At 56.3% G+C, this 23,360-nt stretch carries 32 protein-coding genes and 1 pseudogene; all 33 read right to left on the minus strand.

The features are described from left to right. Window positions 1-11 precede the first annotated feature (11 nt). Window positions 12-1,481, minus strand: a complete 1,470-nt coding sequence (locus tag CGC63_RS03500; RefSeq protein WP_004220661.1) for a phage tail sheath family protein — start codon at window positions 1,479-1,481, stop codon at window positions 12-14. A 13-nt stretch (window positions 1,482-1,494) separates the two neighbouring features. Then, window positions 1,495-2,124 (minus strand): hypothetical protein, encoded by a 630-nt coding sequence (locus CGC63_RS03505; RefSeq protein WP_004220658.1) that lies wholly within the window; start codon window positions 2,122-2,124, stop codon window positions 1,495-1,497. 15 nt (window positions 2,125-2,139) lie between these two features. Continuing rightward, a complete protein-coding gene (locus CGC63_RS03510) occupies window positions 2,140-2,466 on the minus strand; it encodes a hypothetical protein (protein ID WP_004220655.1) in 327 nt (108 codons plus the stop codon). Window positions 2,467-2,470: 4 nt separating this feature from the next. Further along, the gene (locus CGC63_RS03515) at window positions 2,471-2,797 is read right to left on the minus strand and encodes a hypothetical protein (RefSeq protein WP_040351012.1); all 327 of its coding nucleotides are present in this window, start codon (window positions 2,795-2,797) and stop codon (window positions 2,471-2,473) included. Window positions 2,798-2,810: 13 nt separating this feature from the next. After that, a complete protein-coding gene (locus CGC63_RS03520; protein ID WP_004220650.1) occupies window positions 2,811-3,215 on the minus strand; it encodes a hypothetical protein in 405 nt (134 codons plus the stop codon). Window positions 3,216-3,242: 27 nt separating this feature from the next. After that, complete coding sequence (locus tag CGC63_RS03525) at window positions 3,243-4,319, minus strand: major capsid protein (protein WP_004220648.1); 1,077 nt, start codon at window positions 4,317-4,319, stop codon at window positions 3,243-3,245. A 20-nt stretch (window positions 4,320-4,339) separates the two neighbouring features. Continuing rightward, window positions 4,340-4,747, minus strand: coding sequence for a head decoration protein (locus tag CGC63_RS03530; RefSeq protein WP_004220647.1), 408 nt, complete (start codon window positions 4,745-4,747; stop codon window positions 4,340-4,342). Then, window positions 4,747-5,997 carry a head maturation protease, ClpP-related gene (locus CGC63_RS03535; RefSeq protein ID WP_004220639.1) on the minus strand — a complete coding sequence of 417 codons (1,251 nt, stop codon included), beginning with the start codon at window positions 5,995-5,997 and terminating at the stop codon, window positions 4,747-4,749. The genes CGC63_RS03530 and CGC63_RS03535 overlap by 1 nt, the downstream gene beginning before the upstream one ends. A gap of 4 nt (window positions 5,998-6,001) precedes the next feature. Then, entirely contained in the window at window positions 6,002-7,588 is a 1,587-nt protein-coding gene (locus tag CGC63_RS03540; RefSeq protein ID WP_242648429.1) for a phage portal protein, read from the minus strand. Between the two features lie 216 nt (window positions 7,589-7,804). Continuing rightward, a complete protein-coding gene (locus CGC63_RS03545) occupies window positions 7,805-8,071 on the minus strand; it encodes a DUF6148 family protein (RefSeq protein WP_004220635.1) in 267 nt (88 codons plus the stop codon). 12 nt (window positions 8,072-8,083) lie between these two features. Next, window positions 8,084-10,006 carry a phage terminase large subunit family protein gene (locus CGC63_RS03550; protein WP_004220632.1) on the minus strand — a complete coding sequence of 641 codons (1,923 nt, stop codon included), beginning with the start codon at window positions 10,004-10,006 and terminating at the stop codon, window positions 8,084-8,086. Beyond that, entirely contained in the window at window positions 9,990-10,568 is a 579-nt protein-coding gene (locus tag CGC63_RS03555; protein ID WP_004220630.1) for a protoporphyrinogen oxidase, read from the minus strand. Before CGC63_RS03555 ends, CGC63_RS03550 begins: the two co-directional genes overlap by 17 nt. A gap of 324 nt (window positions 10,569-10,892) precedes the next feature. After that, window positions 10,893-11,585, minus strand: a complete 693-nt coding sequence (locus CGC63_RS03565) for a hypothetical protein (protein ID WP_226814974.1) — start codon at window positions 11,583-11,585, stop codon at window positions 10,893-10,895. A gap of 284 nt (window positions 11,586-11,869) precedes the next feature. Next, on the minus strand, window positions 11,870-12,373 hold the full coding sequence (locus CGC63_RS03570; RefSeq protein WP_004220615.1) for a DUF1492 domain-containing protein: 504 nt from the start codon (window positions 12,371-12,373) through the stop codon (window positions 11,870-11,872). 23 nt (window positions 12,374-12,396) lie between these two features. Then, on the minus strand, window positions 12,397-13,734 hold the full coding sequence (locus tag CGC63_RS03575) for a site-specific DNA-methyltransferase (protein ID WP_004220613.1): 1,338 nt from the start codon (window positions 13,732-13,734) through the stop codon (window positions 12,397-12,399). Continuing rightward, entirely contained in the window at window positions 13,724-14,368 is a 645-nt protein-coding gene (locus CGC63_RS03580; RefSeq protein WP_004220610.1) for a hypothetical protein, read from the minus strand. The genes CGC63_RS03575 and CGC63_RS03580 overlap by 11 nt, the downstream gene beginning before the upstream one ends. After that, window positions 14,358-14,720, minus strand: coding sequence for a hypothetical protein (locus CGC63_RS03585; RefSeq protein WP_004220607.1), 363 nt, complete (start codon window positions 14,718-14,720; stop codon window positions 14,358-14,360). The genes CGC63_RS03580 and CGC63_RS03585 overlap by 11 nt, the downstream gene beginning before the upstream one ends. After that, window positions 14,704-15,345 carry a hypothetical protein gene (locus CGC63_RS03590; RefSeq protein ID WP_004220605.1) on the minus strand — a complete coding sequence of 214 codons (642 nt, stop codon included), beginning with the start codon at window positions 15,343-15,345 and terminating at the stop codon, window positions 14,704-14,706. Before CGC63_RS03590 ends, CGC63_RS03585 begins: the two co-directional genes overlap by 17 nt. Before the next feature lie 14 nt (window positions 15,346-15,359). Then, window positions 15,360-15,509, minus strand: coding sequence for a hypothetical protein (locus CGC63_RS15595; protein WP_227910121.1), 150 nt, complete (start codon window positions 15,507-15,509; stop codon window positions 15,360-15,362). A gap of 73 nt (window positions 15,510-15,582) precedes the next feature. Next, the gene (locus CGC63_RS03600) at window positions 15,583-16,326 is read right to left on the minus strand and encodes a hypothetical protein (protein ID WP_004220600.1); all 744 of its coding nucleotides are present in this window, start codon (window positions 16,324-16,326) and stop codon (window positions 15,583-15,585) included. 13 nt (window positions 16,327-16,339) lie between these two features. Further along, complete coding sequence (locus CGC63_RS03605) at window positions 16,340-16,942, minus strand: YfdP family phage-associated protein (RefSeq protein ID WP_004220598.1); 603 nt, start codon at window positions 16,940-16,942, stop codon at window positions 16,340-16,342. Window positions 16,943-16,946: 4 nt separating this feature from the next. Next, window positions 16,947-17,234 carry a hypothetical protein gene (locus CGC63_RS03610; protein WP_004220597.1) on the minus strand — a complete coding sequence of 96 codons (288 nt, stop codon included), beginning with the start codon at window positions 17,232-17,234 and terminating at the stop codon, window positions 16,947-16,949. Window positions 17,235-17,288: 54 nt separating this feature from the next. After that, window positions 17,289-17,582: a DNA N-6-adenine-methyltransferase gene (locus CGC63_RS15600; protein WP_242648428.1), complete on the minus strand. Its 294-nt coding sequence runs from the start codon at window positions 17,580-17,582 to the stop codon at window positions 17,289-17,291. Window positions 17,583-17,599: 17 nt separating this feature from the next. After that, a pseudogene (locus CGC63_RS16055) lies at window positions 17,600-17,713 on the minus strand (DNA N-6-adenine-methyltransferase); the annotation flags it as partial. A gap of 26 nt (window positions 17,714-17,739) precedes the next feature. After that, a complete protein-coding gene (locus CGC63_RS03620; RefSeq protein WP_004220593.1) occupies window positions 17,740-17,967 on the minus strand; it encodes a hypothetical protein in 228 nt (75 codons plus the stop codon). After that, on the minus strand, window positions 17,964-18,572 hold the full coding sequence (locus tag CGC63_RS03625; RefSeq protein WP_004220590.1) for a Holliday junction resolvase RecU: 609 nt from the start codon (window positions 18,570-18,572) through the stop codon (window positions 17,964-17,966). Before CGC63_RS03625 ends, CGC63_RS03620 begins: the two co-directional genes overlap by 4 nt. Then, window positions 18,569-19,108 (minus strand): DUF7768 domain-containing protein, encoded by a 540-nt coding sequence (locus CGC63_RS03630; RefSeq protein ID WP_004220587.1) that lies wholly within the window; start codon window positions 19,106-19,108, stop codon window positions 18,569-18,571. Before CGC63_RS03630 ends, CGC63_RS03625 begins: the two co-directional genes overlap by 4 nt. Then, window positions 19,105-19,614 (minus strand): type II toxin-antitoxin system PemK/MazF family toxin, encoded by a 510-nt coding sequence (locus tag CGC63_RS03635; RefSeq protein WP_004220575.1) that lies wholly within the window; start codon window positions 19,612-19,614, stop codon window positions 19,105-19,107. The genes CGC63_RS03630 and CGC63_RS03635 overlap by 4 nt, the downstream gene beginning before the upstream one ends. After that, window positions 19,611-20,501, minus strand: coding sequence for a DNA-methyltransferase (locus CGC63_RS03640; protein WP_004220574.1), 891 nt, complete (start codon window positions 20,499-20,501; stop codon window positions 19,611-19,613). The genes CGC63_RS03635 and CGC63_RS03640 overlap by 4 nt, the downstream gene beginning before the upstream one ends. Further along, a complete protein-coding gene (locus CGC63_RS03645) occupies window positions 20,498-21,181 on the minus strand; it encodes a replicative helicase loader/inhibitor (protein WP_004220572.1) in 684 nt (227 codons plus the stop codon). The genes CGC63_RS03640 and CGC63_RS03645 overlap by 4 nt, the downstream gene beginning before the upstream one ends. Beyond that, a complete protein-coding gene (locus CGC63_RS03650; RefSeq protein WP_004220571.1) occupies window positions 21,178-22,044 on the minus strand; it encodes an LvrA C-terminal domain-related protein in 867 nt (288 codons plus the stop codon). The genes CGC63_RS03645 and CGC63_RS03650 overlap by 4 nt, the downstream gene beginning before the upstream one ends. Before the next feature lie 86 nt (window positions 22,045-22,130). Continuing rightward, complete coding sequence (locus tag CGC63_RS03655; protein WP_004220570.1) at window positions 22,131-22,532, minus strand: single-stranded DNA-binding protein; 402 nt, start codon at window positions 22,530-22,532, stop codon at window positions 22,131-22,133. Further along, the gene (locus CGC63_RS03660) at window positions 22,525-23,355 is read right to left on the minus strand and encodes an ERF family protein (protein ID WP_004220569.1); all 831 of its coding nucleotides are present in this window, start codon (window positions 23,353-23,355) and stop codon (window positions 22,525-22,527) included. Before CGC63_RS03660 ends, CGC63_RS03655 begins: the two co-directional genes overlap by 8 nt. Between the last annotated feature and the right edge of the window lie 5 nt (window positions 23,356-23,360).

Consider the following 23,360-nt stretch of genomic DNA (forward strand, 5'->3'; position numbering starts at 1 on the left):
TCTGCACCTCCTTATTCAGTAGCAAAAAAGGACTGGAAGCCTTCGTCTGTGTAGCATACGCGAGCGGTGCCAGACTTGAACGGAGGCGTATTGGTTACGGAGAAGTCCCAAACAAAGTCGCCGTTCAGCATGTTGCTGGTAGGGTTCGCGCTCTCCACAAATTCCACGGACGGGGTACCGATCAGGGCACCGATTCCCAGAAGGGTGTCGAGCTTTTCCTTTTCAAAATTCAGCACGCTGTCCTTGTCCTGCGGAGTCATGGGGCTGTCGATCTCAGTTCCGTGATCCTTCTGGAAGCTGTTCGTGATATGCTCCAGCATACGGATATTTACGTCGAAGATCGCGCGGGCGTCCATGCTGCCGTTGTACTTGTACGCAGCAGTATGAGGGCCCCACAATACCCAGCGGCCACCCCAGAAGCAGGCCGTTGTGATTCCTTTTTCGTTGAGCTTGTTCGCAGTTTCCTGATCGAAGCCGCGGCTCTTGGAGTCCTCACCGAAATACTGGCTCGTGGCCATGATTTCCTTGTTGGACGGAGATTCAAACGGAACGCCGTCGTGGCTCAGGTCTACGCGCTGCATAGTGGCGGCGCCTACTGTGGACAGCCAGAAGATCCGGCCGCTGCCGTCCTTAATTTTAGGCCAGTATACCTTCGAGAACTCGCTGGTGTAGCCGTTGTCAATAGCCCATTTCTGAGCCTTTGCGAGTGTGTCGATCTTGGTTCCTTTGTCCTCCAGAGGAACGTCGGCGTGAACGAAGCCGTCCCAGTGGCCGTTGAGTTTCTGGACAGTGCTTACCATAGCCTTATATACGGCCGGGATATGACTCCAGCCCGGAGCTGCCAGAATATTGAGCACGACGTTGTGATACTGATAGAGTAGAGCCATGGAAGCCAGTCCGGTATATTCTCCAGTTTCGGTTCTCTCACCGATAATGTCGGCCGCCTGCACCTTGGAAGTGTCCACGGTGTCGAAGGTTGCGGAGAGTTCGGCCCCGTCAGTCTCTTTGAGCAGTGTCACGGTTACTGTGTGCTTTGCCATGCTATAAGAGAGAGCATAGTCCACGCCCTCGGCCTTGTCTGCGATCGCGAAGGTGTCGAGAATGATCTTGTCGCTCTCAAACTCTGCCTTGCCGTCCGTGAAGGTCAGGGCCTTTGTGGTTTTCTGTGCGGATTTATGCACCGCAGGATCGAGCACGTTCACGATATAGATCGGGCCTACATTTCCGACGGTGTTGTCGAAGTGCTCAGCGAACGCAGAACCGAGGGTGAATGTTTCCCAGTCGTCGGAGTAGCCGACGAGGCTCTGGACTTCGCTCATATTGGTTACTTTTACCGGCATATTAACGAGATCTTTGTCAGCGTAACCCCTGATCAGGTTCACCGGTGCGGTGCCGATATACGCGGCCACCACGTCGGCCTGAGTGACGGAAGCCACTTTGCTTTCGCCGATTTCGCCATATGCGCCATGCAAATATGCCATGTTTTAGTCCTCCTTATAAAAATTCTTCGTATTCTTTCGGGATCGCCGGAGTCGTTCCGATTTCCAGCGCGAAGCTGATCCAGCTATGCCAGTACGGGTAGTAGTCCCAGACATTGCCGTCCTCTGTGAACGGGCCGAACTTGATCCCTTGCTCTTTTACGAGCCTATGGCCTGCGATATATTCCGCAGTTTCGATCTCGCGGAGTACGAGGTCGGCCAGATTGTAGCAATCGCGCCAGCCGTCCATGTTTCGCGAGTATGTTTTGGCAGCTTCTCCGGTATTGACGTAGTAGGAGTAGCCGCCGGTTGCCTTCGCGTTTTCGCGAGGGTTGAAAATCTCCCCGCCGTGTTGGCCGGGATTCCAGCAGGCGAGGCAGAGCCGGATCTGGAGCTGCCTCTTTTTCTGAATAAGCTCGTCGCTTCCTTCCATGAGCTGCACGCAGACGGAAGGGATCGGAGCGGCCACGTTTGGCGGCAGCCGATCCTTTCCCGGAACGTATAAAGGGAACGCCGCGGGGTTCACCATAACGACGTCGTAGCCGGTGTCGTTCCGGTAGTCGTCCGGCAGTTTGAGGGTGATCTTGCTGCATACGTTTTCAGTGAGCCAGCTCACTATTTTGTCGATACTGTTTACCAGTGTCATGCTGCCGTCACCTCCTTAGCTCATGCGATTCTGGCGAACCGCGATCTGTACGAGTCCCATTTCCGACGTGGTAGTGACAACGATCATCTCGCGGCCGTCCAGATTGAGAAGGCGGCCGGGATCCAGATTTTCTGGAAGGTCGGAGGCTTTTCCCATGATTACCATATCGGCCTCGTCCATTCCATGAATACGGTTGTCGCCGATTTTACTCAGCTTGGCCATTATGTCGCTGTCAATTACCACCGGGACTTCCTTCCCTTCGATTCGATGAAGGTCTGCGAACTCGTCCAGATTCAGGAAAATGTCTGAGAGATCCTGCTTTATTTGGTCTTTGAAGCTCACGAGCTTACGCCTCGGAAGGTTCCGCCTCGATTTTTGCGGAGCTGTCGGCTTTGACCTTGGCTGCCTCGATCAGGGCGATCACTTCCTTTTTGCTGCGGACTGCGCTCGCGTCTACGCCATACGCTGATGCAGCTTCTCTGAGCTCTGTCATGTTCAGGCCGTTGTATTCTGAGAAAGTGCTTTCCGGCTCCGCCTCATACACGGCCACGCCAGCCTCCACCAGCTCAGCCTCGCGGGCTGCGTTGATAGAGAAGGCAGGAGAGTGTTTCGTCATAGGTTCCACGGTTCCGTTTTTAACGAGCCCGTAGGTGCCTTTGATCATTCGGATCATGTGCTCACCTCCATTATTCCGGATCTGCTGCGTTCAGATCCGGGAGATCGTCGCCGTCTGTGTCCTCGTCGTCAACCATGCCGCCAGCGTTTACTTCTGCGGCTGCGATCGCGTCCACATAATCGGCTTTCTTTTTGCAGCCGGTAACGTCAACGCCGAGATCCCCGGCGAGGTTCTGGAGCTGCTGGATCGTCATTTCTTCGAGCTGGCTCTTTGCAAGGTGGCCGGTCACTTCCTGCTCGTCCGCCTCGTCTACTTCGATTGCGCCGCCGACGTATTCAGCGACACCAGCAGAGACGAAGTGCTCCGCCTGAGTGTCCTCGCACTCAAACGGGCCGTCCGCTGCTGTCATTCTTTTGTGGGCGTGCTTGGCGTCATAATAGCCGACGGTTCCCACTGTTACCCTGATTTTTCTCATGGTTTTGCTCCTTTCTACTCGGTACGCTTAGTTGATAACTTTCGCCACGCTGAACGGGCACTCGTTGTTAGGCATAGGCAGCGGTGCAGAGCTGAGAGTGAGCTCGCGGATGTTGTGAGCAGCGTCGCTGATATACTTCGGCACGTTCACGCCGGTGTAAGTATGGAACTCGCCGTCGGTCTGCTCCACCTGAGTGATCGCGCCGTAAACAGTACGGCCAGCAGCCGGAGCGCCTACCGCGATCATGCCCTGCGGGATATACTGCTTTACAGTTCCGTCCAGCTCGGTGTATGTGTCCTCATAAGTGAGGAAGTCGATCATTCGGCCCTTGATATTCAGGCGGGCGATCTTGGAAGCACCGGCAGGCAGAGTCTCAGGATCTACGCCTCCGATATTGTAGTTGCGGTTGTCGAGCAGTTTCAGGATCCACGGATTGCGGAGGAAAAGATCCGCAACGTCTGGAGCCATGAGGCACTCGGTCGCAGGGAGCCCTCTTTTACTCAACATGGAGATCATGGCGGCCACGTCGTCGATCATCTGCTTGCCGACTGCCTCAGTGTCGGCCCAGTCTGCGGAAGGGGTATATTTTGCCGGGTTGCTGGTGCCGTCATAGTAACGGACTTCCTTTTCCTCGTAAGTGCCGAGGTCGTCCGTGTACTCGTGCATAATGCAGCCGTTGGTGAAGATTACCTCGGCAGCCATGGCCTCTTTTCTGCGGGTGTTCATGTCGCGGAGTTCGTCGAGATCTCCGAGCATGATCACGCCCTGCCTCTGGGCCGGAGTCAGGTTAGTATAAAGAGCCTCCCCGAAGCCTCTCTTTTTCAGGTCGTCAATGGAGAGTGGGCGCTTCGGTGCCATATGCGCCGGAGTGAAGCGCTTCATGGTGTAGCCTTCGCGCAGGATCGTGATCCCGCCCTTGCGAGGTGCTACAAAAGGTGCCGCTTTCTTGGATCCCTTGCGGTATTCCACCAGCACGTCGTCAGTGGCGAACACGTCAGAGGCGGCGTTAGTAGGGAAATAGCGATCCAAAAGGAAAGAGTGAAGCGGCGGGAGCTGCTGCACGGAGGCGAGCAGTGTGTGGGTATCATAAAAATTAAAAGCCATTTGTCTGTCCTCCTTGTTTTTTAGTATGCTACGGCGTCAGAGAGCAGGATTCCGGCAGAGCGGAGCGCTTCCTTGTCCGTTTCGCTGATCGCATGGCTGTTGTCAGTGATCAGGCTGTTCTCGTTAAAATGGCCGGTACGGTATGCAGTCGCCACCGCGTCGGAAGCCGTTCCGACTTCCACGTCGTCAGCCAGCACGCAGTTGGCCGTCAGCGTCTCGTTGCTTTTCGCAGTGGTACCGAGAATTACACGCAAGCCGTCGCCTGCTGTACCGGTGGAGAGTGCCAGAACAGTGCCGCGCTTGTAGATTTTGGCTTCTGTGGCTTCCTTGCGGATCTTCACAGTGAAAACCTCTGCGGGCGGGTACTGGCCATTGATCAGGTTGTCGAAGCCTACGGCCCCGATCGTCTCGTCGAGTCTTTTACTCATTACTTCATACCTCCTTTGGTCTGGTTATAGGCGGAAACTACCGCCTGAATGTCTGCTGCGTCCTGTTCCTGAGCGCTTGCAGGCGTGCCGCCGTTAGGTGCTGCGCCTACGTCTGCGGCTCCGGATTTTGCTCCCTCTGCCTGATATGCTGCGAGGAAATTCTGGCCGGACGCTGCGCTGGCCTGCATAACACGGAAGCAAAGCTCCTGAGCTGTGCAAGGGTTGTCGCCGTACTTGGCGTCGTGTACGAGCTGCTGATCCGGGATAGAGGCGGCGATCGAGTCGATCTGCTCGATTCTCTGGCGTTCTGCTGCCACGGCCTCACCGGAAGCGTTCTGCGCTTCGGTTCTTGCGCTGGCCTCGATCTGGGCCACGATCTCCGGGTATGTTGCCCTCAGTTCCTTCTCGTCCATAGGTTTGTTACCTCCTTCTTTTTTTGCCGCCTTTGTGGTCGGCTTCTTTTTATTTGCTCCGGGCTTTGCAGCCGGTGGAGTCGCGATTGCTTTCACCGGGATAGTGCCCGGCACATGCTGGAGACCGTCAACGTTGTGGCGTACTCCATTAACAAAAAGCACCTTTCTGTCGGCGCTCATGCTCATTTCTGGATCGTCCTCGTCCTCTTTGATTGCGTCAGCGAAGCCCTTCTCCAGAGCTTCGCGGCCGGTGAACCACGTCTCCTTGGTCATCATGCTGCGGAGAGTATCGACTTCGATCCCTGTCTTGCTGTTGTAGATCTCGGCCACGGCCCGCTCGCTGGCGTCCATTCCTTTCATAAGCTGCTTCATGTCCTGCATGTTCATGTAGTCCCAGAGCATAACGCTTACGCCGTGGATCATAATTAGGGAACCGGGGTACACGGTCACGGTGTCGCCCGCGCACATGATAACGCTCGCAGCGCTGGCCGCGATCCCCTCGACAATGACGTTCACCTCACCGCTGAGAGCTTTCAGTGCGTTGTGGATTGCGATCCCGGTGTAGAGATCGCCGCCGCAGCTATTGAGCTTGACGGTGATGTGCCCCTTGTCTTTAACTGCTGCCAGATCCTCCATGAAGCCCTCCGGTGTGATAAAAAGGCCGGGCTCCGGTTCGCCTGTCCACCAGTCAACGGGCTGCTGGCTCATAACGTCGCCGTAGAGAGTGATCTCTCCCTCGTCGTCGCCGGTGCTGGCCATATTCCAGAACTTTGTCGCCGCGGGAGCTTGTGGAGCAGCAGCCGGGCCCATGATTAGGCCGCTATGTTTGGTTTTCATTGGCTTATCCTCCTTGTATGGTTTGCTTTATCTGCTCGCCGATCACGAGGCTGCGGAGAGCCACCGTGCCCCTCTTGCGAGCTGTTTCAGGGTTGTGCGGATTGTCGTCGCCTTCTGGCGGATCCTGTTCGCCGTCCGGTTCCGCTGTTCCGGTGCCGCTCTGGTGCGGATCTGGCGGATTGCCTCCGAGCTTTTCATTTTCACGTCTGAGCTGTTCCACGTTGCTGTCCCATTGGCCACCGTTGAGGCGGATCGTGCTCTGCTCGTGAGTGGAGAAGCCTTCACTGCACGCGAGGATCTCGGCCGTGATTTCCTTCACTGGATCGAGCTGTCCCTGAGACGGGCCGAGCCATTCGCTGCCGAGATACGCGGCGCGGATTGCTGGATTCTGGAAAAAGCCCGGCGCATATATGCGGCCACGGGCCACGGCTTCGCTCATCCACACTTCATAGCACGGGCGGCAGAAGTCGTCCGCCAGCCATTCGCGGCGCATTTTGAACGCCTTCCACGCTTCCAGCAGAGCAGCACGGCTCGCACTGTATGAGGCGTTGAAGGATTTCAGGAGCAGATCGCTGGGAATTTCCAGCGCGGCGCCTACTTGCGCACTGATCGCTACGGCGAACTTGTCGAAGCTGCCGTTCGGGTGCGTCGGGTTTGCAAATTCTACGCTTTCACCCGGCCCCATGACATTGATCTGGCCCGGCCCCATGCTGTACTCGTTCGGGTTCCGCATTTCTCCGGGTGGTACCGGATCCACCTCATTGAATGGCATTTCATCAGTCGGGGCTTCTGTCTTAATGAAGGCAGTGTAAAAGCTCTCGACGACTGCGGCCATGAGTTCGGACTCGGTATACCTGCGAAGCTGCAGCAGCGGCTCGATCACCTGCGCGAGATAACTCACGCCGCGGTACTGATCCGGGCGCTCTGTGTCAATGACGTGGAGCACATTCGGAAGGCCGGTTCTTTGCTGGTATGCCAGAACGCGGGCCCATTCAGTAACCGGAGCGCCGAGCTCATACGGGTAGTTGCTGCGTATGTGATACGCCACCACCATGCCGTTCTTGTCTACTTCCACGCCGTCGTATATGGTGTTGCCCGTTTCCGGGTTCTTTCCGGTTGTGTAGTAGAGCGTAGTCCCGGCCCCGTAGTTGTTCGGTGTTGCGATTCTGTCGGACTCGATCAGGTGGACGCGGAGAGAGTAGGGGAGTAGCTGAGTGGTTTCGTACTGCTTGATTAACCCTATGCAGTCACCGGAGAGCAGCCACGAGATCAGCGCGAGCTGCTGGAGCCCGTAGAAGTTATTCATGCCGGTGGCGTCGCAGGCTCTCTTGTTGCTGGCCCAGAGGGAAAACTCTCGCTCTGTTTCTTTCTGCCACCGTTCTGCCTGATCCGGTGAGAGTCCGAGCACTTCGCGGTCGATCCGGCTTTTAAGCCTGAGCCCGACGCCTACCACGTTTGTGCGGTTGGTTTTGATCGCCGAGGTAGCGATCGGCGCGGCCATGTATAACATGCGGGCACGCTGTCGCATGGTGTAGTTGTTGAAGTCTATGTCCTCGTGAGCGGATCCGCTGGGAGCATTAAAGCCTTTCACGGCTTTTTTTCTCCAGCTTGCGCCTGCCTCTCCGTAGCCCTTATTCTGAGGGCGCACGTTATCCGGGAGATATAGCCCCCTCGTTTGGTCGTACTTCGTTTTTCTCACCTCCTTGCAAGTAATTAAAAACGGCAGCGGCCGCGGTATCTAAAGGAGCAAAAATGTCCCGCAGTCGTCGCCGTAGTAAAGCCAGCCGATCGGCCAGCGTTTACCCATTTACCAGTCGCGGGGGACTACCCCCACGGCGCGGCGAGCAGATCCGCCCGCCAGTTCGGCCTCCAGCTCGCGGACTCGCTTTTGCAGCTTCGCGATCATGTCCTGAACGGAAGCGAGCGAAGTCTGGTACCGTTGCAGGTTTCTGGAGCCGATTGTGTAGAGCTGCACCCCGTCCTTGCTGAGCATGTCAGCCTCACGGGCCAGATACGCACTGAGTCGCGTCCTCGTTTCTGTGAGCTCTTGCTGTATGGTTTCTTTTGATCTCATGGGTTCACCTCCTTACCACTCGTCGAAGTAGTTCCGGGCTGCCGGTTTTGGTTTTCGGCGCTGCGCCGGTTTGGTTTGCGGCGTTTCTTGGACATTTTTCAGGCGTCGCTCCACCGCGAACATGTCCGGATCTATGATTTTTAACCCTGCGTTCGCATAGTTTCGGCAGTCGAGGGCCTCGTTCCGGTTGTGTCCGGGGATTTTTACCCAGTGCCACTGGTTGCCGCGCTTTGTTTGCGTGAGCTCCAGACGCTCGGAGAGCAGTCCATTGAAATAATAGGTATCGTAGCCGCATGACTCGTGGATCGGGAAATGGCAATATTTCGGGCCAGCTTCCTGAACCTTTAGGCTCGACATGATCGTTTCTTTTCCAGCGTCAACGCCGAGCGTGTAGAGCCAGCAGGTGATCCGCTTGTTGTCCTTGATCGGAACCTTTGACGGAGGCGTCACGAACGGGATCCCGTCGCCGCCCTTGCCCTTGATAGCAAAAACACGCTTGTTTTTACGCTCACGGCAGCGAGTGTATACCTCTTGGGTGTAGTGGCCGCCAGAGTCCACGCAGGTGATTGAGATCCGCAGCCCTTTTCCGTCATTGAAGCGGTAAACGTGATCGATCACGTCGTCGAGCTGCTGCCATACCTCGTCGGTGTCTGGCTTTCCCATGATGTAGCCCTTTTTTATGCCCCACGTTTCACCGTAGAAGCCATGGCCCACGACTTCATACTCCAAACGGTTGTCCTGAGTATCTACGCCGCAGGTGAGAACGAGAACACCCTCCGGAACTTCGACGGGAGAGCCGTCGGCATTGGTGCCGTAGTCCTCGCGCCGGGCCAGCATGGTGTCTTCGTCGGCTATGTCGCCGCGATCCTCCCAGAGCTCACCCAGCAGTGTGTTGTAAACTACTTTGAGCTTTTGTGGATCGTCCTTAGCTTGCAGAAATTTGAGCGCGATCTTTTCCCACGGAGTCCATGGAGAAGAAAAAGCGTTCAGCCAGAAGGAGCGGACGCCCTCGTCGTAGGCCGCCGGGTTCTCGGCGATCCACTTTGCGGGCTGCTTCCGCATTTTTTCCTCCGGTACTATGCAGCCGCAGGAGGGGCAGCACCATGTAATCGGGCCCACGATCTTGTACGCCTTTTTCCCGCGGACTTTGGCCACCGTATGTTCAAAGTGTACGCGGTCGAAGGTGATCTCGCCGTACTCTCCACACTCAGGGCACTGGTGGCACCAGCGTTCCTGTGTTCCGAGGTAGTAGCTGCTTTCGATATTTGAAGCGCCTTTTATGGTCGGAGTTGATACCTCGACGGCCTTCGCATTGTAGAACGTGGCCTGTCTGGCTTCGGCCAGAGCCCACGGATCACCCTCAGCACCGGCAGACACGGCCCAGCGGTCGCGCTCGTCGCCGAGAATGTAGCGGGCGGGAGTGGAAGCCAGAGCGGAGGCGCTGTTGGATCCTGTGATCGTGAGCATACCGCCGGGGAATGACTTCTGGAGGATTGTGTTCCCGGAGTCTTTGCTTTTGACGTCGGAAACTTTCGCCCTCAGCACCTTGCTGTCTCGTATCATTGGAGCGATACGGAGGCGTGAGAACTTTCGGGCGTCGTCGAGGGAAGGCTGGACGAACAGGATCGAGCCGGGATCTTGGTCGATAATGTAGCCGATTATGTTCAGCTCCAGCTCAGATTTTCCCACCTGAGACGCTGCCACCATTACGATCTTACGGATCTTCGGATCCGTGAACGCTTCCATAGGTTCCCGCAGGTACGGCGTGCGCGAAGTGCGCCACGGGCCAGACTCCGCGGAGTTCTCCGGGGATAGGCGGCGGTGTCTATCGGCCCATTCGGCCACCGTCAGATCTTCGGGTGGCTTAAAGTTGCGAATGGCCGGTGCTATGGCTGCGTTGAGTTTCGCGGTGGATTTTTTAGTCGTCGGCTTCATCAGCGGCCACTATAACGTCGCTCCAGCCTTCACGATCCCGCACCCGCCGCTGATATACCGCCGGATCGTAGTTGTAGTTTGCGAGCTCGTTCAGAATTTTGTAGCACTCAGCCCGGATCAGTGCCGAGGCTTCGTTGGCGCTTGCCACCTGCACAACGTCCATGGCCAAACGTCCGGGGAGTGCCATTATCATGCTGCGGACAGTGTAAACGAGGTCATTCGTCACGGCCTCCACGTCCTCGCTGCGGTGCATTTTGCCTTCGAGCTCTTTCAGTTGCATGGCTGCCATGTCTGCCTTACTGCGTTTCATGTCAGCCTCAGCCCGCAGCTTCTCCATTTCAACCTGAGCGGTGTCGGCGCTTTTGGCCTCTCGGCCGTTGGCTTTGTCACTCAGGTAACGGATGTAAGATTGCACCGTCGGAAGCAGGTCGAACATATACGGCCGCTTCTGGGCGGCTGGAATAATTCCCTCTTTTGCGAGCTGCTGGATCCGGCGGTCGGTGACGCCGAAAAGCTTCGCAATAATGGCAGCGTTTTGGAGATTCTGCTTGCCCTCCGCCATGGCGCCACCTCCTTTCTTTGAGGCAAACGAAACGAAACGGCCTGAAAAAATTTTTCTGAGTCTGCGCGTGTTTTGGGCTCGCCAGCACCGCAGGCGTTTGGCGGCCCGGACAGTACCTTCGGGCTGCGGAAAAATTTCGGCGCGGTTGCTCGGTCGAGTTGCTTTGCCTTTTGCTTCTTTGCTTTGGTCGCTTTGTTTCGCTGTTCTTTGTTGCTGTTGCTTTTGGTTTCGCTTTGGCTTTGCTGTTCGATTGCTTCGCGCTTGGCTTGCTGCTTGGCGCGTGTTCGTTGGCTTGGCTTTGGCTCGTGAGCTCGGAGCGTTTGGCTATTTCATTACTTGATCTATGTAATGGTTGAAGCGTTCGCCGAGCTTCTCGGAGATTGTTGTCTCAATGGTTTGGCGTGCTTTGCCGTCGATCATCTGAGGCACGGACAGAGTACGCACGGCCTCGATCGGGGAGCGCCCCCTCCCAGTCTTTTGAAACGGAAGCATGGAGCCGCCGTTTCCGCCAGTGAGGAACACGTTCGAGCCGAGGCTCACACGGGATCCCTTAATGATCGTCGCCTTGACTTGGTACGGCCGCGGTGGTCGAACCATTGCAACGTCACCAGCTCCGGCGATCAGTTGGCCGGGGATTCTGATCGGCTTCTTTTGCTGAGCGCTTGGTCTGGACTTCGGGCTCATTTTGAAATGCGTCGGCGTCAGTGTCCGCCCCTTATAAATGAGGGAGGCACTATCAACTTGAACCCCCGCCACTTGGATTGAGCTCTGCCCCCTCCGAGGTTGTTGTTTGGCCTCGTTGATTGCGGCAGTGTCTACCCCGTAGTGTTCGCGGATTCCCTTCGATACCCACGCAGGCGCACGGCTCATAAAGTCGTTGACGGTTTTCTTGATTGCCGTCTGTCCGCCGTTCTCCAGTTTGTTGAGTCGCTTCACAATGTCCTCAGCTCCGGAGCATGTCACGGTGAAGCTGCCAGAGGTTCGGCGGCTTTGGCCGGTATAGAATAGACCGCCCATGTGTTTGCTCCTTCCTGTGGAAAATTTGCACCCCTCCCAGTTCTTTTCTGAGGGTAGGCACATAGGAAAAACCGCCCGGATCTTTATCATGTCCCCGGACGGCTTTCGCTGTTATACAGAGTAGCACGGTGGTTTATCCCCTTTTATCCCTTTTTGTCCCTTTTTATCCCCCTGTGTGCTCGTGAGCGCTCCGTCTGCGGCTTTCTCCTGAGTGTGTGCGTATTTCTTCTGGCACACAAAAAAAAGCCCGCCGTCGGCCTTCCTGTGGCTTCTGGCGGGCGTTGTTATCCCTGTTCTTGTTTTGCTCTGTATATTTTGGCCAGCGATTGAAGCGCCGAGCCGTGCAGCTTGAATGTTCTTTTGAGGTAGCGCTGCTCGTGTTCGTCGTAGTCCTCCCGGCTACCATGAAGGGCGGCGCACACCGTCCACCAGTTCGCTGCGTCGAAGTAGTGCATTTCTAACACGGTCTGCTCGTCCGGCTTTTCCATTTCGGAGATCAGGGCCTCCAGTTCGCTGCGTTCCTGATCCTCGTCTGCGATCATGCGGCGGATCGTTTCCTCCAGTGTTACCTTCTGGATCACTTGCCGTTCTTGTTTGCTGGTTCCGTCGCCACCGCCTCCGGATATTCCGTCGAAGCTCGGCGAGGATATGGAGCCCATGACGGCCTCCAGATTCTCCAGCCGTTCGATCTGGTTGTCGATCCTGCGGTGGAGTGCTGCGTAGCTTTCCAGCTTTTTCTTGATCTCGTCGGTTTCCTTCGGCTGTTTTGCCTCACTGTTCTGGTGCATGGGTTCCACCTCCTTTCGCTGGCTTATTCCGTGAACATTCTCTCGAAGTGCTCGCGGCCCAGCTCTTTGCCCTTCCTGAACAGTCGGATCCCGGTCGTCTTGCCGGTTGTCCTTATGTAGCGTTTTACGATTGTATCAACAAACTGAGGACTCAGCTCCATGAGGTACGACTTCTGGCCTATACTTTCCGCAGCGATCAGAGTCGTGCCAGATCCTCCGAAGGCGTCCATGACTCCCTCGGCCCACTGTGTATTGTCCAGCAGTTTCTCCAGTATCTCCACTGGCTTTTGTGTCGGATGGAGTTCATTCCCGGAGCGGGTGGCTTCGATCACGTTCCCGTAGCCCTTGTGGTTGTCCCATGCTGGCTTTGTACGGTGTGCGAACATTATCAGCTCGTGCTGAGTTCTCCAGCCCATACCCATGCCCGGCGTTTTCTTATTCCAGACGATCATATTCTTGACGCCGAACCCGCTTTCCTCCATTACGTCGTAGAGATAGAGCCACATTCTCCAGTCGGTGAAGCAATAAACCACGGTACCGGTGAACTGTTTCAGGATCGAGCGCATGAGCTGCTGGTATCCGCGAGTGCTGAGGGAATCGTTCGCGATCGTCACTTTGATTTCCTTCCCGTTTGCGTCGTAGCGTTTGGTTCCGATACTTCCGGTGCTGCGTCCGGATTCCTGAAAACCTCCGGAGCAGTACGGCGGATCCATGAGAAGGATCTGAGGCTCGGCTCCGTCGAGTAGGAGAGCGCGATCGGCTTCGTTTGTACTGTCTCCGCACACGAGGCGGTGGTTTCCGAGAATCCAGAGATCGCCGCGTTGCGTGATTGTCTGATCTTCCTCCGGAAGCTCTGGGATCTCGTCCGGCTCTGTGAGGTCATTGTGCAGGGCTTCGGCCAGTCCAGTGACGAGGCTTTCCACTTCCTTGTCGGTGTAGCCGGTCAGCTCCATTGGGATCTCGCCGGTGTCAATGTCGGCGAAAATGTCAGCCAGCAGCTTGTTGTCGATCTCTGCCAGCTCTGCGATCCGGTTGTCGGCCACCAGATCGGCGTATTCCTCGGCCTCGTTCGTGTAGTTCTGGTAGTCCACCGGCACTTCGGTGAGTCCTTCGAGCTTGGCAGCAGCGAGGCGGCCGTGGCCCTTTACTATGAAGCCGGAGCGCTTCGACACTGTGATCGGCGCCCTCCACCCGGTCTGGCGGATAATGCGGCCGAGTGCTTGGATCTGTGCGTCCGGGTGTGTGTTCGGATTCTTCGGGTTGGGGATCAGCTTCTCTATGGCCACGATCGCGTCATGTGCGCAGAATACCGGTACCCCTCCAGCGGTTGCCTTTGGCTGCGCTTCTGTTTTATAGTCCATGTTTTCGTTCCTCCTTTATTTTGATAGGCCGGTGGCAATACGGGCACGTCCTGGCTTTGATATCTGTCCGGCGGTCGCCCGGTGCGCACTTGCCGGTTGGTAGTTGTACGGTATCAATAGTTTGGGCTGCTTTCAGGATTCTGCGGCGGTAGTGCTTCCAGCTTTCGTCCTGTTTCTTTACGACGCCATAGATCGGGCCCACATTGGAGAGGGTGAGCTGTTCCATGGTTTCGTATTTCGGTAGACTGCGAGGGGAGAGCCCCAGCTTTTCGCGGATCCTTTTCTCGTAGTCGGTGTTGTTTTCGCCTTTATTTCTTCTAATACCATAAATGGGGCCGACGCCGTTTAGCGTGAGCCCTTTCATGGATTCGTCCAGAGTGCGGGAGATCTTTCTCCTGCGATTGTATTCCCTGATCTTTTTCCCGGTTCGCCCGATCCAGATCAGGAGAGTGGCCACCCAGAGAGTGATCAGCAGCAGCGCGGTGGGTACCCACACGAGCCCGGCGATCACCACCGGCCAGCTCATTGATATAATGCCGCAGGCTTTCAGGATTGCCAGCATGGCCACGCCTGCGAGTGTTGCCAGTGTGTAGAGTAACGGCAAGCCCATAGGCTTGTTCTTGTTATCGTCCATTTCGTCCTCCTTTTCTTTTAGCTGCTCGTCTGGCTGCACGGTTCGGCCGCACCGGTTCTTGTCTGATAGGCCAGAGGGAGAGTGGGGCCGGTTTTTCCTGCTTGCTCCGCAGCATATCTCCGCCGATCTTGTGGAGCGCTTCCGAGTAGCTCAGCGCGGTGCTTTCCGCGAGTCTGCGAGCTTGTTTTTCTATGTCGTCGAGGTCACACTCCAGATAGAAGGCCAGCACTTCGGCGTATTGCCTGCACCTGAGCGCCTCCAGCACGTCCCTTGCTATTTTTCCGTCGGGGAAGTAGTGCCTCGCGTCTATTTTGAGGTAGTAGAGCCCATCTGTGTTATTTTCTTCTTTCACGCTTTGCCCTCCTTCGCTGCGCGCGGTTTGGGCCTTCCTTTCGGAACGGTGACAGAAGCCCGGCTTTGATCGCGCACTCAGTACAGAGCATTTTCGCGTCCTGTTCTTTGGCGAGGCGGTCAGCTTCCGGGTGTTTCCAGCATTTCCGGCCGCATGTCGGGCACTCGACGGGCTCCCAGTCCGGGTGCTTGGCCTGCACGTCGCCGTTCAGGTTCTTGTCCAGTGGTAGGCAGATGATCCCGCCCCTGTCAGTCTGCTTTCTCGGTGTCAGATCGAAGCCGTGGGCCCGGAGCTGTTCGCGGGTGTTGTTGGTGCTTTCTTCCTGCTTTACCTCCAGCACTTCCACCTTGTCCAATGGCAGGCAGAACGAGCCCTGCGGCTCCCATTTCTTCGCCTTCCAATTCTCTGCGAACTTCTCCAGCGTATCGAACAGGCAGAGGCCAGCCTCGGTTTCGGTCTGGAATACGGTCTGCATGACTGCCTCGTCCTCTGAGTCCTCCCAGCCGTAGAGGTGCCAGTTCTCGCGGTTGTCGTAGTCCCACTGTGAGAACCAGAGCACATGGCCGTCGATCGGCCAGCCGGTGCCGGTCACTTTTCCGGTGATAACTTTCGGTTTATATTCCATGGTTTTGTCCTCCCTTAGAAAAATCTATTTAATGCGATAATGAGCACGATCACGGCCACGAAGGCGATCGTGATGTTCTGCTGTCTGAGCCCGTCCTTTTCTCCAATAACTCCAAAAAGCAGGAGAGCAGCCACGAGGGCCAGCACTATGTTTATGATCAGCATGTTCTTGTCCTCCTTTGGTTTGCCGGGAGAGCTTGGCCCTCCCGGTATGTTCCCGACATTTATGTCGGCCACATTATGCAATGATCGTGATCCTTTCACGTTCCGGAACGTCTGCCAGTGCTTTGACGAGGTAGTTCTTCACGTTGTCCACCGCCTGAGACTTCCAAAGGCCACCGTCAGCAGCCACCAGCTTGAAGGCAGGGGCTCCGCCGCGTCCCTCGCTGATTCTGAACACGAAGTCACTCGCGGGCTGCGGAACTTCCAAAAATGTGCGGTACGGGATCAGGCTCACCGGATTAGGAACGAAGGCGGCGTCCTTCGTGGTTACTCCGGTTTTGATGATTGCCTGTTGACTTACGCCGTCGTCTGAGAAGGTTCCCTGCTGTGTGTTCACGATATTGCTCGCCATAATGGTGACGGCTTCGCGGTCGTCTGTTTTCTGGAAGCATGACTGCATGGCCACGAGGAAGCTCTCCTGATCATATTCGCGGCCGTATTCAAACTGCGGCAGCAGGGCGTTGACCTCGAACAGAGTCTCACGGTCACGCTCGGCCAGCAGCCCGGAGTAGAGCAGCACCTTTGTGGCGCTTACCACCTGAATGATCATTCTGTCGCGGAGTTCCTCGCGGCTTTCCTTGATATAGTCCACCAGAGAGGTGAGAGTGGTCGCTTTGATCGGCTCGGCCTTGTCGGCTGCGTCGTAGCGTCTGAGATCCTTCGTGCAGTATGTCCGGCCGTTGATCTCGATTGTTTCTGGCTTCTCAGCCTTTACGGCCAGCCCTGTGATATATGCGATTGCTTCTTTGATTCCTTCCATTTTCTTGACCTCCTTATGCTTCTTTTGCTGGTGCGATTTTTACCACCTTCATGTTATTGCGTCCGCCGGTTGTCTGGCGGTCGTCCGTAGGCTGTCCGGCGGTTTCGTATACCTCGCCGGTGTCCGGATCGTAGTCACGGCCCGGAACTAATTCAGTAGCGGCAGCAGGTGCCTGTTTTCCCCTGTTTTTAAGATCCAGAGGCTTGCCGGTCGGATTCTGTCCCGGTGTAGGAGCTGCAGCTTGTGTTTCCTCTGATTCCTGATCCTGATCGGCGTCCGTGAAGTCGGAGAGATCCATCTGTCCACGGATCTGCCCGTCGTATTCGGCGATCTCGATCTGGCCGGTTCTCATATTGACGCCCATCACCATTTGCGTGTCGATTGCTTCGGTAGCTGCGAGCTTGGTCGTGACAGCAATCTGGGTTCCTACCATTTGGCGGGTTTTGTTCGGCGTAAATTTAATATTTACCGTGATCTGGCGCTTAGTGGTTGCTTCTGTGTTCGGATTCTGAATATTTTCAGCCACCTGCATGAGCGCCTCGTTGAGTTTCTCGGCGAAGGCTCCGCCTGCGAGAGCTTCGAGGTTGATCTTTGCCTGTACTTTCTGCTTTTTCATGTGCTTACCTCCTTACCGCAGCCCATACGGCTGTATTTTTTCCGGTTCTTTTGCTCGGTTTCTTTCCGACGACTTCCAGAACTCCGGCGCCTTTCAGCTCTGTGAGTCTCGGCGCCACGAAGTTGCGGTCGTAGTATTTCAGGTGGCCAGCAGCCACCAGCTCGTCGGTGATTTCTTCCACGGTCATTGACCGATTTCCGAGGGTTTCCAGTATTAGCTTGCAACGCTCGCCGCTGCGTGTTCGTATGCCGTCGTAACTTTGGCGGCGTGTCTGTTTAGTAATCCCGTTCATGGTTTCCTCCTTATCTGAACCGGCGGAGCAGTGGCCCCGCTGGCTCTGGTTCTTTTATATGTGCCATGTGGCAAACTCGCGTCCGGTGCTTTCCGGACTCCGCCACACTATGACGGCAGAAGGAAACGGAGCTGCGTCCTCGCCGTTTCCGTCCTCGTCGGTGAATTTCAGGCGGCCGCGGAGGAATCTCACCTCGCTGGCCTTGCCGAAGATCCAGTCGTGAAAATATGCCGTGTCAGTCCGCGAAGGAATGAGCATAACCACGGTGGTGCCGGGCTTCCGGCTTTCTTCGTAGCCTTTGCGTACCCAGTCTGCGATCGCTCGGCCGTATGGCGGATTGCAGAACACGCGATACCCCCCCAGTCTTGCTTTAGGCCGTCGTCGTCCGGCGTGAAGTGTTTCGCGCACTTGGCGCTTTTGTCGGTGCTGGCCGGATCCAGTTCAAAATGAAACTCGCGATCCAGTTCCGCGAAAAAAATCCGGCGGAGTGCACCAGCACATGTTTTTACTGCTCAGCAGTGCGTCGTTCATTGGCTTGATCTCCTTTCTGTGATTTGTAGAGCCCGCAGCCGTTCCCGTTGTTCATACACGGATCCGGGGAGGCCATGTGGTGCATACAAATTTTTAACGGTTCGCCCGTCTGTTTGTTTATGAGCTTTCCGCTCAGCATGGCGCAGGCTTTTGAAATTACAAAAGGCCCGACTCTGCGGAGCTCGCAGTATTCGCATTTCATGGCGTGCCTCCTTCCTCGGTGTAGTCGATCTCCACACCTTCCAGCAGTTTGAGGATCCCGGCGATATATTGCACGCGGTACGGTTCCAGATCTTCGAGCTTCATGTGTTTGCGCCCGTAGATCTGCTTCATGTCTCGCCATACTTCCCACGGTACCCGGTAGAAGTTTTCCAGCCCCACGCTCACCATGATGAAGGCAGCAGCTCCGAGCTTGTGGTGCAGCGTCAGACTTTCCACCTGCTCAGGAGTGAGGCGGCTCTGGTCGATCTTGTCGCTGTCGGTGTGTTTCGCCTCAAATACCACGGCCCGGCCACCGGTGAGCGTTCCCTTGAAGTCCGGCTGTCCGGCTTTGGTGTAGCAAGCAAGGAAACGGCCCTGTCGGTCTGGCTTCCTGAGTGGCTTCATGGGCTCCGGAGTCTTTTCAACGAAGGCCACGCCCTTGTCGCAGTACCAGTTCAGGCTTGCGGTGATCATATTCTCGAAGTGTTCACCGGCTCGCTTGCTCTGGAGTCCTTTCTGGCTATGCTGCACCCGTGCAAGGGCGGTGCTTGCTGTTGGATCCGGGTAGCCTTCGCCATTTCTTCCCGGAACCGTGTCCCAGCTCATTGATCTACCTCCGAGTCTGCGCCTTTGTCGGCCTCCAGTGTGATGTCGTGGCCGGGGTGTCGTCTGAGCTCGATCGCAAGGTCTAAGATCATTTCGCCATTGATCCGCACGGTGGTGGATTCAATCGCGGCGACGCCGTTCAGGTGCCCGACGTGAGAAGGGAGAACGATCAGTGCGTCACCGATCGGAAGTGTTTCGGCTTCGCGGTTTCTGTAAAGCTCGGCAGCGTCCCGGATCGGGATCTGGTGCTGCTTTGCGTATTCGATCTCGCTCCTCATGCCCTCGCTCGGATTCTCGATACCGTAAACCCAGAGCTCGTCACACATGGCCAGAAGTGAGAGGCCCATGTCCATGCCCGCGGCGCGTTCCTCCTGCTTGGTGTCGTCAAGAAACTGGGTAAAATATACATGAGGCGCGATCGGGATCACGTCGTCCCAGAGCTCGACGGCTTCGCGACAGTAGCGCTGGGCTTTTTCTATGTTCTTTTCAACGTCCCCGCGGCACGGGGAGCAGATGTAAACCAGTTTTTTTCTCATGCACTTGCTCCTTTCATGGTTTTGCTCAGCAGCTCATTGTATAAATTCCGGTAGAGATCGCGCTCAGTTTCGAGCTTGATCTTTTCAACGTCTGGATCCTGCTGGACGATCCGGAGTGGCTGCTTGCTTATTTCTTCCAGTAAATGCTCCGCTTCTTTGACTGCGGGCTTCGGATCCATGAAGTCGATCCCCAGAGAGATTGCCAGAGCAGAGTCCACGGCTGCGAGCTCGCTCTTTGTCAATTTTCCGATCAGCGTCCCGATCCTTTTCACGCTTACGCTGTTTACCTGTTCGCATAAGACGGTAGAAGGGGAGAGTGCGCTCCGGATAAATACATGAGTTGGGAGGTCGTTTTTTGGTTTGGTGGTCATGTATACCACTTCCACAACCTCGCTGTTTTCGTTGTTCTTGTCATTGGAGACGATCACCGCAGGACGGCCGCCTCTCTGCTCGCTTCCGGTTTCCCGGTATGTGCTTTCGATATAATAAATTTCACCGCGTTTCATGGTTTGGCTCCTTCCTGAGCAGCCTCAGCGAGTCGCTGCTCTTGTATTTTGCAGGTGTCGGGGTTAATCTCTATCCCGATATAGTTCCGCCCTTCTTTGAGGGCTGCGGCTCCTGTGGTTCCACTTCCTGAGAATGGATCCAGAACCGTGTCGCCCGGTTTGCTCCCGGCCAGTATGCAGATCTTGGCCAGTTCCTCCGGGAACGTGGAGAGGTGGGCGCCCTTATATGGCCGTGTGGCGATCGTCCAGACGTCCCGGCGGTTTCGTTTGCCGGTTTCATTTCTCTGGAGCCCGTGGCTGCCTCGATCCACCTCGGCGCTGTTGGCTTTGGCCTGATCGTGAGTGTAGGCAGTGCCGCCGCGGAAGGTTTTCGCGTTGCCGCGCTTCCGGCCGGGCTTTTTCGGATCGTACCCGACGGCCAGCTCCTTGACGGCCTCGGCGTCGTAGTAATAGGCGGCCGCTTTACTGAGTAAAAAAACATACTCGTGAGATCTTGCCGGTCTGTCTTTGGCGCTTTCTGGCATGGCGTTGGGCTTGTTCCAGATAATGTCCGCCCGGAGGTACCAGCCGTCACTTCTGAGAGCCAGAGCCAGCAGCCACGGGATCCCGATCAGATCCTTGCGCTTGATCCCTCCGTCCTCGATATGCCTCGCGTAGCTGTCGCCGATATTTAGCCAGAGGGTGCCGTCGTCTTTCAGGACTCTGGCGACTTCCCGGAAGGCTTCCACCAGCTTGCGGGTGTATTCCTCCGGAGAGCTTTCGGTTCCGAGCTGATCGGCGGCTCCGTAGTCTCTGGCGTTGTAGTAGGGTGGTGAAGTTACGCAGACGCTGCAGCATTTGTCCGGCAGCTTTCTGAGTTCCTCCAGTGCGTCACCTTGTAGGATCATCCCAGCACCTCCCCTCTGAGTTCGAGCTTCGTTTGTTCGACGATCTGGCTCTCCAGTCGGAGGGCACCGCGGGTGATAGCCTCCATTTCCTGCTCTTTCCTGCGGCGTTCGCTTTCCCTGTACTCTATCAGGCGTTGGCCTTTGTCCGGAAGGGATCCGGCCGCGTTGTCGATCTTCTCGGTTAATTGTGCCGGTGTCATGCTGCGAGACTTTTCCCGTTCGTACATTGGCGTGTACTGTTGCATGAAGGCTACCCGATCCATGCCGGGCTTGCCGCCTATGTATGCGCTGCGGTGCATTTCCCAGAGGGAAGTCCAGCCGATTGACTCAACGGCCCGCGCCACCAGAGGCGGGAGCTGGTGGGAGAGATCTCCGTGGTTGAATTGTCCGGCGCTGTACATGAGGTCGCTCACGGCCAGCCATGCCTTGTCCGGCTCTATGAGTTCCGGGTGCTGGATCTCCAGCATGATCTCCCGGACTTCGGCCACACTCGGCGGCCATTTGTTTGTTGCAATGTGTTTTTTTACTGCCAGCGCTACGATCCCGGATTCGTCTTGCTCAAACATCATGGCCCAGAGATTCACCGTGGCCTCGATTGCTTTCGCGTCCTTGAACTTGTCAAAATTCGGGTAGGCGGTGACGACGATCGCCACCAGTCGAGCCGCGTCTGCTTTTGTCATATCTCGAAGCCTCCTTCCTCGTCTGCGATTATCCCCGCGAGCACGTCCATGGTGTCAGGTTTTCCACAATTTCCACCCGGTCGCTGTTGATAGCTTCCGGATCCGGCAGGTGGGAGAGGTTCGTCGTCCCAGCGTCCCTGATTGATCCATGTTGACGGGTTGGGAATGAAGCGGCCACCTTCTCGCAGCCATTGTTCCGAGGTTTTAGCTGTTGCCACTGCCTGCATGATCTTCTCGAACAGTTCAGCGTCGGGTTTTGCCTTTTCCCATGCCTTCTGTGCTGCTTTCTTGCCGACTTTCTTCGGGTATGCAGTCCAGAACTCTGCGAAACGTCGTTCCTGAGCGTTTGGCTGCTTCTCGGCTGCGGGGGTTATGGGGGCATCCCCCTTATTTTCTGGTCTACTCTGGTCTACTCTGGTCTGGTCTACTCTACCTGCGGTCTTTTTCTGGTCGCTCTTGCTTACGTCCGCATACTGTCCGGCGGTCGTCCTCCGGTCGTTTGACTTGGCAGCAGCGCGGCGGGCTCTCGAACGGTTTTTCTCATTTTCTCGTTGTTCGATCAGCTTTCCGGTGTACTCGCTCCAGTCGTGGATCTCCAGAACGCCGTCCTCCGTTACGTCCAGCAGAGACGCAGAGGTCAGGGCGGCCACAAATTCCTCCGGATCTTTGTCCCACTGGGCCGCTCTTGCGATCATTCTGTCGGATATTCCAGCGAGGGATCCGTCCGGTGCGTTATCAATGGCCCAGAGCCAGAACGAGATCAGCAGGCCGAGCATGTGAGCCGGTTCAATATCGAGCTCGTCAGCAGCAGCCAGCACCTTGCGGTGGTCTTTCAGTTGTTGGTGAATTTGGATCCATGCCACTGTCGGCACCTCCTTTCGTGGTTTGTTTCTGGTTCGGCCGTAGAGTTCCGCCGGTCTGTCCGGCGGTCGTCCTTCGGTCGGTGTTATTAGTTAAAAGGAAGCTGTCCGTCGTCCGGTATGTCCATGAATCCGTCGTTGTTGGCGGGCTGAGGATTGCCATTTGCGTTGCCTCCGTTGCTGTCTGCGAAGTAAATGTTTGAGGCCACAACTTCCACGGCCTTGCGGTTCTGCCCGGTTTTCTCGTCCTTCCATTTACGGGTGGAGATCCGGCCCTCAACTACGATCTGGCGGCCTTTGGAGAGGTAGCGGCCGCAAAACTCGGCGCGTTCTCTCCAGCACACGATCGGGATATAGTCCGGAGCGGCGTCTTTGTTCTTACTCGGTACCTGCACGGCGAGGTCGAAGCTCGCCACTGGTGTGCCACTCTGTGTGTATCTGATTTCAGGCTCCTGAGCCAGACGGCCCAGAAGCTCCACATGATTAAGCATTGTCTTGTCCTCCTTGCTGCTTTGCGTTGTCCATAGCGGCGCAGGCTTCGTCGTACTGGGCCCGCGTCAGGTTGTGCGGATCCTGCTGTCCGTATTTTTTCAGGATCCATTCGTTGATCGACTGCTGAGAGTACCCGGCGTCCTCGCCTTTACGGTAGAGGCGGGAGAGCTGAGCGTCTGAGAGTGGTCGTGCGGCGCCTGAGCGCCCCGTCTGGCCATTTTGTGCCTGCGGCTGGGTGTTTCCTTGCCGGTTCCCGTTCTGAGCTCCTGTGTGCTGTTTCTGGCTCTGCTGAGGCGGTTCGCTGCTGTGGTCGCTCATGTCTGGATCGTCGTCGCCCTGATCAATGCCGAACTTCTCGAACAGGTAGTATTTGAGGCAGTACGTCCACGCGGAGCCTTTGGCCTTGTCCGGGCCTCCGTCGTTCGTTCCGATTGCGTGTAGAGTAACTTCCAGAGTCTCATCCGGGTTGTCTGCGTTCGTCCAGCGGATCGTGAGGTCGGCCTCGTACACCCAGACAATGCGGTCGCCGTTTCTGGTGTGCTGCGTGAAGTTGGAGTAGTAGATCGGATCCCCGTTTTCGCTGTGCCGGGTTGCCTGCTCGCCTACAATGTCAAAATTGACGCCGAACTCATTCATGGCCGGAGTGAGAAGCTGGTACACGTCGAAGATCTTCGCGAACTTGTACTTTACGCCGTCGCTGTGGGCCTTCTGGGTGATAGAGGGAACGGCTTCGCGCAACTTGATGAACTTCTGCTGCAGCGTCAGCGGTACCGGTGGGGTGGTGGCCGTCTTTGTGGCCGCCGTTTCCTTTGCTGTTGCCATGTGTT

It is taken from the genome of Blautia hansenii DSM 20583 (genome assembly GCF_002222595.2).
Taxonomy (GTDB): Bacteria; Bacillota; Clostridia; order Lachnospirales; family Lachnospiraceae; genus Blautia; species Blautia hansenii.

Excerpts from the sequence above, each read along its gene's own strand:
- CGC63_RS03500 (WP_004220661.1), bottom strand. The coding sequence starts at position 1,481 with ATGGCATATTTGCATGGCGCATATGGCGAAATCGGCGAAAGCAAAGTG.
- CGC63_RS03505 (WP_004220658.1), bottom strand. The coding sequence starts at position 2,124 with ATGACACTGGTAAACAGTATCGACAAAATAGTGAGCTGGCTCACTGAA.
- CGC63_RS03515 (WP_040351012.1), bottom strand. The coding sequence starts at position 2,797 with ATGATCCGAATGATCAAAGGCACCTACGGGCTCGTTAAAAACGGAACC.
- CGC63_RS03520 (WP_004220650.1), bottom strand. The coding sequence starts at position 3,215 with ATGAGAAAAATCAGGGTAACAGTGGGAACCGTCGGCTATTATGACGCC.
- CGC63_RS03525 (WP_004220648.1), bottom strand. The coding sequence starts at position 4,319 with ATGGCTTTTAATTTTTATGATACCCACACACTGCTCGCCTCCGTGCAG.
- CGC63_RS03530 (WP_004220647.1), bottom strand. The coding sequence starts at position 4,747 with ATGAGTAAAAGACTCGACGAGACGATCGGGGCCGTAGGCTTCGACAAC.
- CGC63_RS03535 (WP_004220639.1), bottom strand. The coding sequence starts at position 5,997 with ATGAAAACCAAACATAGCGGCCTAATCATGGGCCCGGCTGCTGCTCCA.
- CGC63_RS03545 (WP_004220635.1), bottom strand. The coding sequence starts at position 8,071 with ATGAGATCAAAAGAAACCATACAGCAAGAGCTCACAGAAACGAGGACG.
- CGC63_RS03550 (WP_004220632.1), bottom strand. The coding sequence starts at position 10,006 with ATGAAGCCGACGACTAAAAAATCCACCGCGAAACTCAACGCAGCCATA.
- CGC63_RS03555 (WP_004220630.1), bottom strand. The coding sequence starts at position 10,568 with ATGGCGGAGGGCAAGCAGAATCTCCAAAACGCTGCCATTATTGCGAAG.
- CGC63_RS03565 (WP_226814974.1), bottom strand. The coding sequence starts at position 11,585 with ATGGGCGGTCTATTCTATACCGGCCAAAGCCGCCGAACCTCTGGCAGC.
- CGC63_RS03570 (WP_004220615.1), bottom strand. The coding sequence starts at position 12,373 with ATGCACCAGAACAGTGAGGCAAAACAGCCGAAGGAAACCGACGAGATC.
- CGC63_RS03575 (WP_004220613.1), bottom strand. The coding sequence starts at position 13,734 with ATGGACTATAAAACAGAAGCGCAGCCAAAGGCAACCGCTGGAGGGGTA.
- CGC63_RS03580 (WP_004220610.1), bottom strand. The coding sequence starts at position 14,368 with ATGGACGATAACAAGAACAAGCCTATGGGCTTGCCGTTACTCTACACA.
- CGC63_RS03590 (WP_004220605.1), bottom strand. The coding sequence starts at position 15,345 with ATGGAATATAAACCGAAAGTTATCACCGGAAAAGTGACCGGCACCGGC.
- CGC63_RS15595 (WP_227910121.1), bottom strand. The coding sequence starts at position 15,509 with ATGCTGATCATAAACATAGTGCTGGCCCTCGTGGCTGCTCTCCTGCTT.
- CGC63_RS03600 (WP_004220600.1), bottom strand. The coding sequence starts at position 16,326 with ATGGAAGGAATCAAAGAAGCAATCGCATATATCACAGGGCTGGCCGTA.
- CGC63_RS03605 (WP_004220598.1), bottom strand. The coding sequence starts at position 16,942 with ATGAAAAAGCAGAAAGTACAGGCAAAGATCAACCTCGAAGCTCTCGCA.
- CGC63_RS03610 (WP_004220597.1), bottom strand. The coding sequence starts at position 17,234 with ATGAACGGGATTACTAAACAGACACGCCGCCAAAGTTACGACGGCATA.
- CGC63_RS03620 (WP_004220593.1), bottom strand. The coding sequence starts at position 17,967 with ATGAAATGCGAATACTGCGAGCTCCGCAGAGTCGGGCCTTTTGTAATT.
- CGC63_RS03625 (WP_004220590.1), bottom strand. The coding sequence starts at position 18,572 with ATGAGCTGGGACACGGTTCCGGGAAGAAATGGCGAAGGCTACCCGGAT.
- CGC63_RS03630 (WP_004220587.1), bottom strand. The coding sequence starts at position 19,108 with ATGAGAAAAAAACTGGTTTACATCTGCTCCCCGTGCCGCGGGGACGTT.
- CGC63_RS03635 (WP_004220575.1), bottom strand. The coding sequence starts at position 19,614 with ATGAAACGCGGTGAAATTTATTATATCGAAAGCACATACCGGGAAACC.
- CGC63_RS03640 (WP_004220574.1), bottom strand. The coding sequence starts at position 20,501 with ATGATCCTACAAGGTGACGCACTGGAGGAACTCAGAAAGCTGCCGGAC.
- CGC63_RS03645 (WP_004220572.1), bottom strand. The coding sequence starts at position 21,181 with ATGACAAAAGCAGACGCGGCTCGACTGGTGGCGATCGTCGTCACCGCC.
- CGC63_RS03655 (WP_004220570.1), bottom strand. The coding sequence starts at position 22,532 with ATGCTTAATCATGTGGAGCTTCTGGGCCGTCTGGCTCAGGAGCCTGAA.
- CGC63_RS03660 (WP_004220569.1), bottom strand. The coding sequence starts at position 23,355 with ATGGCAACAGCAAAGGAAACGGCGGCCACAAAGACGGCCACCACCCCA.